Annotated in this window: 12 protein-coding genes; 8 read left to right on the forward strand and 4 right to left on the reverse strand. The window is 68.3% G+C overall.

Annotated features, from left to right (window positions below):
• Positions 1 to 100: 100 nt before the first annotated feature.
• From ASE22_RS23965 to thiE, 4 genes are all read left to right on the forward strand, one after another.
• A complete protein-coding gene (locus ASE22_RS23965; protein WP_056365690.1) occupies positions 101 to 556 on the forward strand; it encodes an MOSC domain-containing protein in 456 nt (151 codons plus the stop codon).
• A 1-nt stretch (position 557) separates the two neighbouring features.
• Positions 558 to 1,751, forward strand: a complete 1,194-nt coding sequence (locus ASE22_RS23970) for a phosphoglycerate kinase (RefSeq protein ID WP_056365693.1) — start codon at positions 558 to 560, stop codon at positions 1,749 to 1,751.
• A gap of 39 nt (positions 1,752 to 1,790) precedes the next feature.
• On the forward strand, positions 1,791 to 2,687 hold the full coding sequence (locus ASE22_RS23975; protein ID WP_056365695.1) for a fructose bisphosphate aldolase: 897 nt from the start codon (positions 1,791 to 1,793) through the stop codon (positions 2,685 to 2,687).
• A gap of 263 nt (positions 2,688 to 2,950) precedes the next feature.
• A complete protein-coding gene (thiE, locus tag ASE22_RS23980) occupies positions 2,951 to 3,658 on the forward strand; it encodes a thiamine phosphate synthase (RefSeq protein ID WP_056365698.1) in 708 nt (235 codons plus the stop codon).
• A 1-nt stretch (position 3,659) separates the two neighbouring features.
• Here thiE and ASE22_RS23985 read toward each other — a convergent pair whose 3' ends face one another.
• From ASE22_RS23985 to purD, 3 genes are all read right to left on the reverse strand, one after another.
• Entirely contained in the window at positions 3,660 to 4,709 is a 1,050-nt protein-coding gene (locus ASE22_RS23985) for a glycosyltransferase family 61 protein (protein ID WP_056365700.1), read from the reverse strand.
• A 74-nt stretch (positions 4,710 to 4,783) separates the two neighbouring features.
• A complete protein-coding gene (locus tag ASE22_RS23990; RefSeq protein ID WP_056365703.1) occupies positions 4,784 to 5,305 on the reverse strand; it encodes a hypothetical protein in 522 nt (173 codons plus the stop codon).
• Positions 5,306 to 5,350: 45 nt separating this feature from the next.
• A complete protein-coding gene (gene purD / locus ASE22_RS23995) occupies positions 5,351 to 6,631 on the reverse strand; it encodes a phosphoribosylamine--glycine ligase (RefSeq protein WP_056365706.1) in 1,281 nt (426 codons plus the stop codon).
• Between purD and xseA the strand changes: the two genes are divergently transcribed.
• The 3 genes from xseA to ASE22_RS24010 are packed head-to-tail and all read left to right on the forward strand — an operon-like array spanning position 6,630 to position 9,232.
• Positions 6,630 to 8,096 (forward strand): exodeoxyribonuclease VII large subunit, encoded by a 1,467-nt coding sequence (gene xseA / locus ASE22_RS24000; RefSeq protein WP_056365709.1) that lies wholly within the window; start codon positions 6,630 to 6,632, stop codon positions 8,094 to 8,096. The genes purD and xseA overlap by 2 nt on opposite strands.
• A 42-nt stretch (positions 8,097 to 8,138) precedes the next feature.
• A complete protein-coding gene (locus ASE22_RS24005) occupies positions 8,139 to 8,336 on the forward strand; it encodes a DUF2093 domain-containing protein (protein ID WP_056365712.1) in 198 nt (65 codons plus the stop codon).
• On the forward strand, positions 8,333 to 9,232 hold the full coding sequence (locus ASE22_RS24010) for a M23 family metallopeptidase (RefSeq protein ID WP_056365715.1): 900 nt from the start codon (positions 8,333 to 8,335) through the stop codon (positions 9,230 to 9,232). The genes ASE22_RS24005 and ASE22_RS24010 overlap by 4 nt, the downstream gene beginning before the upstream one ends.
• Before the next feature lie 182 nt (positions 9,233 to 9,414).
• Here ASE22_RS24010 and ASE22_RS24015 read toward each other — a convergent pair whose 3' ends face one another.
• Entirely contained in the window at positions 9,415 to 9,978 is a 564-nt protein-coding gene (locus tag ASE22_RS24015; protein ID WP_235536000.1) for a hypothetical protein, read from the reverse strand.
• 240 nt (positions 9,979 to 10,218) lie between these two features.
• On the opposite strand from ASE22_RS24015, the gene ASE22_RS24020 reads away from it, so the two are divergent.
• Positions 10,219 to 13,260 carry a TonB-dependent receptor domain-containing protein gene (locus ASE22_RS24020; RefSeq protein ID WP_056365718.1) on the forward strand — a complete coding sequence of 1,014 codons (3,042 nt, stop codon included), beginning with the start codon at positions 10,219 to 10,221 and terminating at the stop codon, positions 13,258 to 13,260.
• Positions 13,261 to 13,326: the final 66 nt, after the last annotated feature.

Genomic DNA, 13,326 nt, shown 5'->3' on the forward strand with positions numbered 1-13,326 from the left:
AACCGTCATGCCAGCGCAGGCTGGCATCTCAGGAGGGCAGGGAACGCCCTTGCCTCATGAGCCCCCAGCCTCCGCTGGGGTGACGGAAAGAGGGTAGGGCATGGCCGGCCGGCTGATCGGCATCGCCCGGAAGAACCGTCCGCATGCTCCGATGGACGTGCTCGACCATGTCGAGATCGGGCTAGATACCGGGGTGTATGGCGACCATCGCGGCGCCATCCGCCCCGGCAAGTCGAATCGGCGGCAGGTGACCATCCTGACGGCCGAGGACTGGATGGCGGCCATCGCGGATCTCGGCCGTCCCGTCTCATGGGAACAGCGCCGGGCCAATCTGCTGGTTGAAGGCGTTATCCTGCCACGCGAGGAGGGAGCCCGGCTCCGCATCGGTGGCGCGACGCTGGAGATCACGGGCGAATGCGACCCGTGCCGACGGATGGACGCGGTGGCCGACGGGCTGCAGAGCGCGCTCCGGCCGGACTGGCGCGGCGGGCGGAACGCACGGGTGATCGAAGGCGGCGCGATCGCGCTGGGCGACAGAGTGGAGGTTGAGGGATAAGATGGCATTCAGGACGCTCGACGATATCGGCGATGTGCGCGGCAAGCGCGTCCTCGTCCGCGAGGATCTCAACGTCCCGATGGACGGCGCCACCGTCACCGACGACACCCGCCTGCGCTCCGCCGCGCCGACCGTCGCCGAACTGGCCGACAAGGGCGCGATCGTCCTGGTCCTCGCCCATTTCGGCCGCCCCAAGGGCGAGCGCAACCCCGACATGAGCCTCGCGCTCGTCACCGCCGCCTTCCGCTCGGTGCTCGGCCGCGACGTGCGCTTCGTCGGCGACTGCTGCGGCGAGGAGGCTGAGGCCGCCGTCGCCCAGCTCCAACCCGGCGACATCGCGCTGCTGGAGAATACCCGCTTCCACAAGGGCGAGGAAAAGAACGATCCCGCGCTGGCCCAGGCGATGGCGAAGCTCGGCGATCTCTACGTCAACGACGCCTTCTCGGCCGCGCACCGCGCCCATGCCTCGACCGAGGGCCTCGCCCATCTGCTGCCGGCCTATGCCGGCCGCTCGATGCAGGCCGAGCTGGAGGCGCTCGAAAAGGCGCTCGGCAAGCCCGAGCATCCGGTTGCGGCGGTGGTCGGCGGCGCCAAGGTGTCGACCAAGCTCGACGTGCTCAAGCATCTCGTCGCCCGGGTCGACCACCTGATCATCGGCGGCGGCATGGCCAACACCTTCCTCGCCGCGCGCGGGGTCGACGTCGGCAAGTCGCTGTGCGAGCACGACCTGAAGGCCACCGTCCTCGAGATCCTCGACGCGGCCGACAAGGCCGAGTGCATCGTCCACCTGCCCTATGACGTGGTGGTGGCGAAGGAGTTCAGGGCCAACCCGCCGACCCGTACGGTCAACGTCCACGAGGTCGCCGCCGACGAGATGATCCTCGATGTCGGCCCCGCGGCGGTCGAGGCGCTCGGCGACGCGCTCAAGACGTGCAGGACGCTGGTGTGGAACGGGCCGCTCGGCGCGTTCGAGACCCCGCCCTTCGACACCGCGACGGTGGCGCTCGCCAGGACCGCGGCCGCGCTGACCAAGGGCGGCTCGCTCGTCTCGGTCGCGGGCGGCGGCGACACGGTCGCGGCGCTCAACCATGCCGGCGTCGCCGGGGACTTCAGCTTCGTCTCGACCGCCGGCGGCGCCTTCCTCGAATGGATGGAAGGCCGCGAGCTGCCCGGCGTGAAGGCGCTCGAAGCCTGACATTTATCCGAACGGACGAGAAACGGGAGACTATCGCAGATGATCGATCAGGCAACGGCGCAGAAGGTCGCCCAGGGTAAGGGTTTCATCGCGGCGCTCGACCAGAGCGGCGGCTCGACCCCGAAGGCGCTCAAGGGCTATGGCGTCGAGGAAGGCGCGTGGAGCTCCGAGGAGGAGATGTTCGGCCTGATCCACGCGATGCGGACCCGCATCATCACCTCGCCCGTCTTCACCGGCGACAAGGTGATCGGCGCGATCCTGTTCGAGCGGACGATGGACGGCCAGGCCGGCGGCAAGCCGGTGCCGCAGGCGCTGACCGAGCGCGGCGTCGTCCCCTTCATCAAGATCGACAAGGGCCTGGAGGACGAGAAGAACGGCGTCCAGCTGATGAAGCCGATGCCCGAGCTCGACGCGCTGCTCGCCCGCGCCAAGGGGCTCGGCGTGTTCGGCACCAAGGAGCGTTCGGTGATCAACCTCGCCAATCGCGAGGGCATCGCCGCGATCGTCGCGCAGCAGTTCGAGGTCGGCCGGCAGGTGCTCGCCGGCGGGCTGATGCCGATCATCGAGCCCGAGGTGAACATCAAGAGCCCGGAGCGTGCCGAGGCCGACCAGATCCTGCTCGAGGAGCTGACCAAGGCGCTCGACGCGATGACCGGCGACGACAAGGTGATGCTCAAGCTGTCGCTGCCGAAGAAGGCCGGCCTGTTCGATTCGCTGGTCGATCATCCGCGCGTGCTGCGCGTCGTCGCCCTGTCGGGCGGCTACAGCCGTCCCGACGCCTGCGTCGAGCTGGCGAAGAATCGCGGCGTGATCGCGAGCTTCAGCCGCGCGCTGCTCGAAGACCTGCGCGCGCAGATGAGCGACGCCGAGTTCGACGCCTCGCTCGGCGCGGCGATCGACGAGATCTACACGGCGTCGACCAGCAAGACCGTCTGATCGGTTAAAGGGAGCGGGCATCCTCTCCCAACCGAACCCGCCACCCCAGCGCAGGCGGGATCTTTGCGTAACTCTCCTCGTCATTCCGGCGAAAGCCGGAATCTCACTGACCTTGGGCATGCGGGCGGCCGCGTTGCCCGGAAGGAGAAGAGAGATCCCGACTTTCGCCGGGATGACGGAACGGCGGCAGCGTTTATGCAAAGGTCCCGCTTATGCAAAGGTCCCGCCTTCGCTGGCATGACGAATTGCGCTAAGTGGGCCGCATGAACCCGAATGATTTCGACGACGACAGCGAGTCCCTCGCCCTCGACCCCGGCTTCGCCGACCGCTTCGAGCGCGACGAGAAGCGTGGTCCCTGCAAGCTCTACCTGATCTCGCCGCCGGCGATCGACGCGGATTTCGCCGAGACGCTCGCCGCCGCGCTCGACGCGGGGCCGGTCGCCGCCTTCCAGCTGCGCCTCAAGGGAATCGACGAGCATCGCATCGTCGACCTCGCCCGCCCGCTCCAGGCGGTCTGCGCGGCGCGCGAGGTGGCGTTCATCGTCAACGATTCGATCGGGCTCGCCAGGCGCCTCGACGCCGACGGCGTCCATCTCGGCCAGGAGGACGGCGACCCGCGCGAGGCGCGGCAGGTGCTGGGCCCCCAGGCGCAGATCGGCGTCACCTGCCACGACAGCCGCCACCTCGCGATGGAAGCGGGCGAGGCCGGCGCCGACTATGTCGCGTTCGGCGCCTTCTACGACACCGCCACCAAGCCGACGAAGCACCGGCCCGAGCTGTCGATCCTCGGCTGGTGGTCGACCCTGTTCGAGCTGCCCTCGGTGGCGATCGGCGGGATCACCCCGGACAATGCCGCCCCGCTGATCGCGGCGGGGGCCGACTTTCTGGCGGTGTCGGGGGCGGTGTGGAACGATCCGGACGGCCCGGCCGCGGCGGTGCGCAGGTTCGCCGCGCTGCCGGGGATGGGCTGACCTATCCTGCGGTCACGACCCGCTCGATCAGCGGCAGGTCGGCGCGCCAGCGCGACTGATGGACGTCGGGGCCATCGGCCTCGCGGGGATTGACGATCGCGGTATAGCGCAGCCGCTTGACCTGCCCGAGCTTCAGGAAGGCCTGGTTCAGGTAGTTTTCCTGGTGCAGCTCGACGATGTGGGGCCCCGCCCCACTCCCCGCTTCACCCACCGCCTCGCCCGGCGTGAACAGGATGTTGGCCAGCGCCGCGCCATGCTGGGTCACGATCTGCGCGGCGTCGCGGAAGAGCGCGATCTGGTCCGCGAAGCCCAGCGCGCTGGCGACCAGCGTGACGAAGCCGAGCGCTTCGAGGCGGGCGCTCAGTTCCTCCTCGTTGACCATCTTGCGCTTCGTCGCATCGAAGCGCGCGATATAGACGCGGGCGCCGGCGAAGCGCGAGGGGGCCGGGGGCCGGGCGATCCGGTCGAAGGCCGCGACGGCCGTCGGATGCGGGAAGAAGGCGAAATCGCCCGTCGTCAGGTTGCTGTGGATGCCGAGCGCGGCAAGCGCCGCGGCGCCCGGGGCGAGCTCGATCACCCGCTCGGGAGCGATGCCCGCCGCCGCCAGGCTTTCCCGCTGGACCGGCCCGAGCGGCGGGACGAGCAGCCTGCATCCGGGCGCGATGCCGTGATGGTCGGCGACCAGGATCGCGGCAAGGCACTGGGCCAGCCAGTGATAATGGTTTCCGGCGACCGGGTTGCCGGCGATCAGGACCGGTTCCTCGATCGTCCGGAAGGTGGTGACGGCGGCCAGCGCCTCTTGCCAGCGACCGTCGGTGAGATAGGTCGAGCCGGGTACCAGCCCCGTCCGCTCGGCCAGCGTCATGAAGCTGCCGCCGACGGTCAGCAGCGGCTGGGGCTCGCTGAAGCAAATATCGGGCGCGGTGAACTTCGCCGGGGACCGATAGCCGAGCATGTCGACCTGGCCGGACCCCGGCACCTCGTCCGACAGGACGATGTCCGGCGCCCAGCGGGGCACCACCACCGACGCGAAGTCCGCTCGAACGTCCACGATTCCCCCGGAAACGGCCTGGAGCAGGCAATGTTCTGCTGCGGTCGATCCGATGCGATCGGATCGTGGACCGCTTAGCCCAGCTTGCCGAATTCCTTCTCGAATCCGGCAATGTCGTCCTGTTCGAGATAGCGGGCCTGGTCGATCCAGCGATCGCGGAAGATCCGGCCCTTGAAGGCGCCGAGCCGCGCGTCGAGGTCGGCCGCCTGCGCGGGGTCGAGCGCGGCGAGCTGCGCGAAGCGATGGATGCCGAGGCCGGTCAGCACGGTCTTCGCCTTGGGGCCGAGGCCCTTGATCCGGCTCAGATCGTCGGACGGCAGGTCCGGATGCGCATCGATGCCGATCACCGGTCCCGAAATGTCGAGGACGGCGGCGGCGGCGCTATCGGCGAGGCCATGGCCTTCCCGGGCGGCCGGTGCCGCCACGGGCTCCGGAGCGGGCGCGGGGGCGGGCGCCGGAACGGGCTTCGGCGCCGGCGGCGGCACCGCGTCGTCGCTCAGCGAGACCCGCTGCGTCGGCCTGCGCAACAACAGGAAAAGCCCTGCGATCGCGAGGATCGCGACGATGGCGGCGATGATGAGGGTGGTGTTCGACATTCCCCGTCCTTTACCTCTGCTCTATCTGTCCAATGCGGCAACGGTTCATACGTTCCGCAGCCGTGCCAATTCGCGCCAGCCTATGTCACGCCGGCAGAAACCGCTCGCGAAATCGAGCGCGTCGACCGCGGCATAGGCGCTGTCGCGCGCTTCGCCGATGTCCCGGCCGATCGCGGTGACGTTGAGCACCCGTCCGCCATTGGCGACGAGCCCGCCCGGCCCCTCGGCCGTTCCGGCGTGGAAGACCTTGGCCCCTTTCGCCTCGGCCTCGACGATGTTGCGGATCGCGCCGCCCTTCGCGGGGGTACCCGGATAGCCCCTCGCCGCCATCACCACGCTGAGCGCGGTGTTGGGCGAGAGGCTCGGGCGCGCCAGTTCGGCCAGCCGCCCCTCGGCGACCGCGAGCATCAGCGTAACGAGGTCGTCCTCGAGCCGCAGCATCAGCACCTGGCACTCCGGATCGCCGAAGCGGGCGTTATATTCGATCAGCTTGGGGCCGTCGGCGGTCAGCATCAGCCCGGCATAGAGCACGCCCGAATAGGGGATCCCCGCCGCCGCCATCGCCCGCACGGTCGGCTCGACGATCTCGCGCATCACCTGCGCCTCGAGCGCGGGGGTCAGCACCGGCGCGGGGCTGTAGGCGCCCATGCCGCCGGTGTTGGGGCCGGTGTCGCCGTCGCCGACCCGCTTGTGGTCCTGCGCCGATCCGAACGGGACCACGGTCGTGCCGTCGGTCAGCGCGAAGAAGCTGGCTTCCTCGCCGGTCAGGAATTCCTCGATCACCACTTCGGCGCCCGCCGCGCCGAAGGTGCCGCCGAACATGTCGTCGATCGCGTTCTGCGCCTCGGCGCGGCTCTCGGCGATCACCACGCCCTTGCCCGCGGCGAGGCCATCGGCCTTGATCACCACCGGCACGCCGAAGCTGTCGAGCGCGGCCTTGGCCGATCCCGCGTCGTCGAACCGGCCATAGGCGGCGGTGGGGATGTTCTCGCGCCGGCACAGGTCCTTGGTGAAGCCCTTCGATCCCTCGAGCTGCGCCGCCGCCCGGTTGGGGCCGAAGGTGAGGATGCCGTTCTCGCGGAGCCTGTCGCCCAGTCCCGCGACCAGCGGCGCCTCGGGCCCGATCACGACCAGTCCGACATTCTCCTCGCGCGCGAAGGCGACGACCGACTCGACATGGGTCGGATCGAGATCGACGCATTCGGCATGCTGCGCTATGCCGGGATTTCCGGGCGCGGCGAAGAGCTTGGTAAGCCGTTCGGATTGCGACAGCTTCCAGGCCAGCGCATGTTCGCGTCCCCCCGAACCGAGCAGCAGGATGATCATGGACGAGTTTCTCCCCGATGGGCCCCAAGGTGACAGGCCCCGCCTGTTAGCCGAGGAGCAGCCGGGCGACAACGCGCCTGCGCTGTCGGTGTCCGAATTGTCGGGCGCGCTCAAGCGCCAGGTCGAGGAAGCCTTCGGCCATGTCCGCGTGCGCGGCGAGATATCGGGGTTCAAGCGGCACGGCTCGGGCCATTGCTACCTGACGCTCAAGGACGACCGCGCCTGCATCGACGGGGTGATCTGGAAGGGCCAGGCGGCGATGATGCGCTTCCGCCCCGAGGACGGGATCGAGGTCGTCGCGACCGGCAAGCTGACCACCTATCCGGGCCGTTCCAAATATCAGATCGTGATCGACCGGATGGAGCTGGCCGGACAGGGCGCGCTGATGGCGCTGCTCGACCAGCGCCGCCGCATGCTCGCCGCCGAAGGCCTGTTCGACGACGCGCGGAAACGGCCGCTGCCCTTCATGCCGCGCGTCATCGGCGTCGTCACCTCGCCCACCGGCGCGGTGATCCGCGACATCCTCCACCGGCTCGAGGATCGCTGCCCGACCCATGTCGTCCTCTGGCCGGTCGCGGTGCAGGGCGAAGGCGCCGCCGTGCAGGTGGCGCGCGCGGTGCGCGGCTTCGGTGCGCTCGCCGCGGACGGCCCGATCCCGCGTCCCGAGCTGCTGATCGTCGGGCGCGGCGGCGGGTCGATCGAGGATCTCTGGGCGTTCAACGAGGAGGAGGTCGTGCGCGCGATCGCCGAATCGCCGATCCCGGTGATCTCCGCCGTCGGGCACGAGACCGACACGACCCTCGCCGATTTCGCCGCCGATCGCCGCGCGCCGACCCCGACCGCGGCGGCCGAGATGGCGGTACCGGTGCGCGCCGAGCTCGCCCATCACGTCCGCGAGCTGGGCGCGCGCGCCGAACGGCTGGCCCGGCGCTACCGCGAGCGCGCGGGCGAGCGCTTCGACGCGGTGGCCGACCGCTTCCCGGCGCTCGACGGCTTGTTCGCCGGCCAGCAGCAGCGGCTCGACGACATCGCCGAACGCCTGCCCCGCGCGCTCGGCCAGCGGATCGCGGTGGCGCGCGGCGACCTCGCCCATGCCGCGGGCGCGCTGCGCCCCGCGCTGCTCGACCGCAAGATCGAGCGGGCGGCCGAGCGGCTGGAGGCGGTCCGGCTGACCGACCGGCCGATCCGCACGAAGATCGCCGACGGCCAGGTCGCGCTCGAACGGCTGTGGCGGATCGCCGAGCAGCTCCACCCCGACAAGCCGCTCCAGCGCGGCTATGTCCGGGTCGAGAAGCGCGGCGGCGGGGTGCTGACCGAGGCGGCGGCGGCGAAGGCGGCCGGGTCGCTCACCCTCCATTTCGCCGACGGGACGGTCGACGCGCGGGTCGAGGACGGCGCGAAACCGCCGTCGATCCGGCCGAAATCCGCGCCTGAGGACGCCCCGCGCCAGCAAAATCTCTTTTAGTCGGGCGGTCGAACACCCATATTCGGGGCCAAGGAGATCGCCATGCTGATGAACGCCGGCCGGCCGGCCAAACTCAACTATCTCGCCAACGGCTTTCGGGTGCTGGTGCCGGGCGATCATGTGCTCTGCGCCGTCTCGGGCACGGCGATCCCGCTCGACGAGCTGCGCTACTGGAGCGTGGCGCGCCAGCAGGCCTATCTCAGCGCGGTGGAAGCGACGAAGGCGGAGCAGCAGGGTTGAGATCGGCCGGTAGCGGCCCGCGCCCGACCGTAACCGCCCTGCTGCTGGCCCTGCCGCTGGCGGGCTGCACCCCCGCGCTGGTCCCGCCGGCCAGGCCCGTGCCGCCGCCTGCCGCCGCGCCGCGGATCGTCGAAAACGCCGATTTCCATCTGTCGGGCGCGATCGAGCAGGGCGGTCTCGTGACCGGCATCCTGCCGGCCGGCACCCGGACGCTGCGCCTCGACGACCGGGCGATCGGCTTTGCCTCCGACGGCCGCTTCCTGGTCGCCTTCGACCGCGATGCCCCCCCGCTCGCCCGGATCGAGGCGGTGCTGGCCGACGGGACCGTCCTGCGCCGGTCGCTGGCCGTCGCGCCGCATGGCTGGAAGATCGAATCGCTGCCGACCCTGCCGCGCGGCACCACCCCGACCCCCGAATTCCTCGCCCGCCGCAAGATCGAACTCGACCGGATCGTCGCCGCGCGCTCGCTCGACACGCGCAGCGAGGGCTGGCGCCAGCGCTTCGTCTGGCCCGTCGCCGGCCGGATCAGCGGCCTGTTCGGCTCGCAGCGCATCTATGCGGGCGAACCCGGCGCCTATCATTCGGGGGTCGACGTCGCCCGCCCGGCCGGCACGCCGATCGTCGCCCCCGCCGACGGCGTCGTCATCCTCGCGGCGGCCTCGCCCTTCTCGCTGGAGGGCAATCTGCTGATGATCGACCATGGCCTCGGGCTCAACTCGGCCTTCCTCCACCTGTCGCGGATCGACGTGCAGGTCGGGCAGGCGGTCAAGCAGGGCCAGCCGCTGGGCGCGATCGGCATGACCGGCCGCGCCACCGGACCGCACCTCCACTGGGCGATCAAATGGCGCGACGCGCGGATCGATCCGGCGCCCCTGGCGGGGCCGATGGAGCGTTAGGCAAAGCCCTCGAACGCCGTTCGGCCTCGCGGACGCTGACGCGTCCCGTTCCGCTGCAAGAGTTCCGGATCGGAGCCTGACCAAGGCTCCGCAAGCGCGAACGCGCGCCCGAGCTTATGCGAGGATAGCCAAGGTCGCGGATGTGACCGCCCGGCGCTCGACGGCCTCGACAAAACCCCCTTCTACTCCACCCGGCGGAAGCGCACGCCCCGGTTGATCCCGACCTGGCCGAGATAGCTGCCGAGCATCGCCTTCCTGATGCGGACCTTGTCGCCGGATCGCGGCGCGTCGTTGATCGTGCTCATCGTTTCCCAGGTGCCGGCATCCTTGGCGAGGCGGAGCGAGAAATTGCCGCCGCCGATCGGGCGCACGGCTTCCACGCTGCTCTCGAGCTCGACGACCTCGTCCTTCTCGTCCGCTTTCTCGTCGCCGCTGCCGCCGAACAGGCCGATCTTGGGCAGGGTGAAGCCGAACAGCGACTTCTTGGTTTCCCGGATCTGCTTGCGGTCGACGACCACGAGGTCCTTCTTCGCCTCCGCCTGTTCGAGCGCGCTGGTCGACTGGTCGTAGCAGGCGAGGCGCGCCGCGCTGTCGGCGATAGCGCGGCAGTTCAGCAGGTTGCGGAACAGTTCGGGCGGTTCATGCGTCTTTTCCGCCGAGGCGGCCGCCGCCAGGCTCGACGCTACGGCGAGCATGAACATGTTCCTGAGCACCCCGGCCATCGCCATCTCCTGATGTTGAAACAATATAACCATCCTTGCCGTTGATAAAGCAACGAGATTTCGCAACTGTTGCATAAATACGACAACGCGGCCGCAACGTGTCTCGGCAATGAACCTACGCTTTACAGCCTGATCGCATTTCTTGCACATCTGCACCCATGCCGGAATGGGCGGATGATGGTGTGCCAGCGCCCCATCCCTCCATGAAGGTTGAGCGTGGTCCGGAACATCGGCCCCCGCTCACTCCAGAAAAGGGACTGGAAAGTGATCACTAAATTCAACAAGGTCAGCCAATTCGGGCTGGGCTGCAGCGCTGTTGCGCTCAGCATCGCCGCCTTTGCGAGCGCTCCGGCGTTCGCGCAGGGAGCGCCCGCCGCTGAGGAGGAGGGCCAGGTCATCATCGTCACCGGCTCGCGCATTCCGCAGCCGAACCTGACCGGCGCCGCGCCCGTGACGGTCGTCAGCAGCCAGGAAATCAAGCTGCAGGGCACGACCCGCACCGAGGACCTTCTCAACAGCCTGCCGCAGGTGTTCGGCGACCAGGGTGGTAACCTCGCCAACGGCGCGACCGGTACCGCCACCGTCAACCTGCGCAATCTCGGGCCGGAGCGCACGCTCGTCCTGATCAACGGCCGCCGCCTGATGCCGGGTGACCCGGTTTCGTCGGCCGCCGATCTCAACTTCATCCCGGCCGCGCTGGTCAAGAGCGTCGACGTTCTGACCGGCGGCGCTTCGTCGACCTATGGTTCGGACGCGGTCGCCGGCGTCGTCAACTTCACGATGGACACCGACTTCGAAGGTTTCCGGATCGACGGCCAGTACAGCCTCTACCAGCACAGCAACAACAACAACACGCTCGAAGCGGCGCACGCTGCCCGTAACTTCCCCTTCCCGAAGGGCAACACCGTCAACGGCGGCACGGTCGACGTCTCGGTCGCCTTCGGCGGCAAGTTCGGCGACGACGACCAGGGTCACTTCACCGCCTATGCCGGCTACCGCAAGCTGAAGGCCGTCACGCAGAACAAATATGACTATTCGTCGTGCGCCTCGCAGGTGAACGCGGCGGGTACCGTCAGTTGCGGCGGTTCGGCCACCTCGCCGAACGGCACCTTCTTCGACTGGAACTCGACCACCTACCAGGTCGGGCCGGGCCGGACCTTCCTGGACGGCTTCACCCCCTACAATTTCGCCCCGCTGAACTATTATCAGCGTCCGGACGAACGGTACACCGCCGGTGTCTTCGCCGATTACGAGATCAGCCCGGCCTTCCATCCCTATATGGAAGCGATGTTCATGGACGACCGCACGGTCGCCCAGATCGCCGAATCTGGTAACTTCGGCAACACGCTGAGCGTCAACTGCGACAACCCGCTGCTGGGTGCCGATCAGTTTCAGAAGATCTGCGGCAACGGGGTCGCGCAGAACGGCAATCTGGTCACCCGCCTGACCGAAACCGGCTTCCCGCTCGTGGATGACGGCAGCGACCCGCGCTACACGTCGGATCCGCTGAACTTCTTCGATCCGGTCACGGGCAACTCCTACCGTCGCGGCTTCCTGCAGGCCCTGCGCCGCAACGTCGAGGGCGGCCCGCGCCAGAGCGATCTGCAGCACACCGCCTTCCGCATCGTCGGCGGCATGAAGGGTGAGATCGACAAGGCGTGGTCGTACGACACCTCCTATGTCTTCGGTCGCACCAACTACTCGCAGAGCTACTATAACGAGTTCTCGGCTTCGCGCCTGAATAACGCGATCGACGTCATCATCGACCCGCGCACCGGCCTGCCGGCCTGCCGCGTGTTCGTGACGGGTGCCGATACGAACTGCCGTCCCTACGACATGTTCAGCCTCGGCGGCGTGACCCAGGAAGCCCTGGGCTATGTCTCGATCCCGGGCTTCCAGCGTGGCAACACGCAGGAGCGTGTGTTCAACGCCAACTTCACCGGTGTCCTCGGCGAATATGGCCTGAAGACCCCGTGGGCCGACCAGGGCCTCGGCGTGAACTTCGGTGTCGAATATCGTAAGGAATCGCTCGAGCTGAACACCGACGTCGCCTTCTCGACCGGCGACCTCACCGGCCAGGGCGCGGCGACGCTCCCGGTCAAGGGTTCGTTCGACGTGAAGGAAATCTTCGGCGAGTTCCAGCTTCCGATCGTCCAGGACGGCTTCATCCAGGAGCTGACGATCGAAGGCGGCTATCGCTATTCGGACTACAGCACCGGCATCTCAACCGACACCTACAAGCTGGCGGCGACCTTCGCGCCGGTTCGGGACCTCAAGTTCCGCGCCAGCTACAACCGCGCTGTCCGCGCTCCGAACGTCCAGGATCTGTTCGCACCGATCCGGGTCGCTCTGAACGGCAGCAGCGATCCCTGCACGGCCGATCCGGCTCCGGCGGGCTGCTCGCTCACCGGTCTGCCCCCGGGCACTTCGGTCGCCGGCAACCCGGCCGGCCAGTATAACGGCCTGATCGGTGGTAACCCGAACCTGAAGCCGGAAAAGTCGACCACGAAGACGATCGGTGTCGTCTTCCAGCCGAGCTTCCTGCGTGGGTTCAGCGCGACGATCGACGGGTATGACATCAAGGTCACGAACAACATCACGACCTACGGTCAGGATGTCACGATCCAACAGTGCATCGACACGGGTAATCCGGAGTTCTGTGGCCTGATCAACCGCGATGCCACCGGCTCGCTGTGGCGTTCGGCCAACGGCTATATCGAGGATCTCAACCGCAACATCGGTAGCGTGAAGACCCGCGGTATCGACGTCGGCGTCAACTACTCGACCCGTCTCGGTGCGAACTCGCTGTCGTTCAGCCTGCAGGGCACCTATCTTGACAAGTTCAAGACCGACACCGGCATCCCCGGCGTCGCGGCCTATGACTGCGCCGGCTATTACGGCCTGGTCTGCGGCATTCCGGCTGCAAAGTGGCGCCACAAGGCCCGCGTGACCTACAATATGGAGAACGGCTTCGGCCTGTCGCTCGCATGGCGTTACTTCGGTGACGTCGACCTCGACCGTACCAGCTCGAACACGACGCTGACCGGTGCGTCGTCGCCGTTCAACCAGAAGATCAAGGCCCAGAGCTACTTCGATCTGGCGGGTACGTTCACCCTGAGCGACCAGTACACCTTCCGTATCGGCGTCCAGAACCTGCTCGACAACGATCCGCCGATCATCGGCGCGAACGGCTCCTCGGCGGTCAACAATGCCTGTACTGCGGTGCTCTGCTCGGGCAACACCTTCCCGAACGTGTACGACTCGATGGGTCGCTACATCTATGCCGGCGTCACCCTCAACTTCTAACGGTTGAGTCGACGTCAGAGGAGGCGGTGGGGGCAACCCCGCCGCCTCTTTCTTTTGGCGCCCCTT

The sequence above is a fragment of the Sphingomonas sp. Root720 genome (assembly GCF_001428605.1).
Taxonomy (GTDB): domain Bacteria; phylum Pseudomonadota; class Alphaproteobacteria; order Sphingomonadales; family Sphingomonadaceae; genus Rhizorhabdus.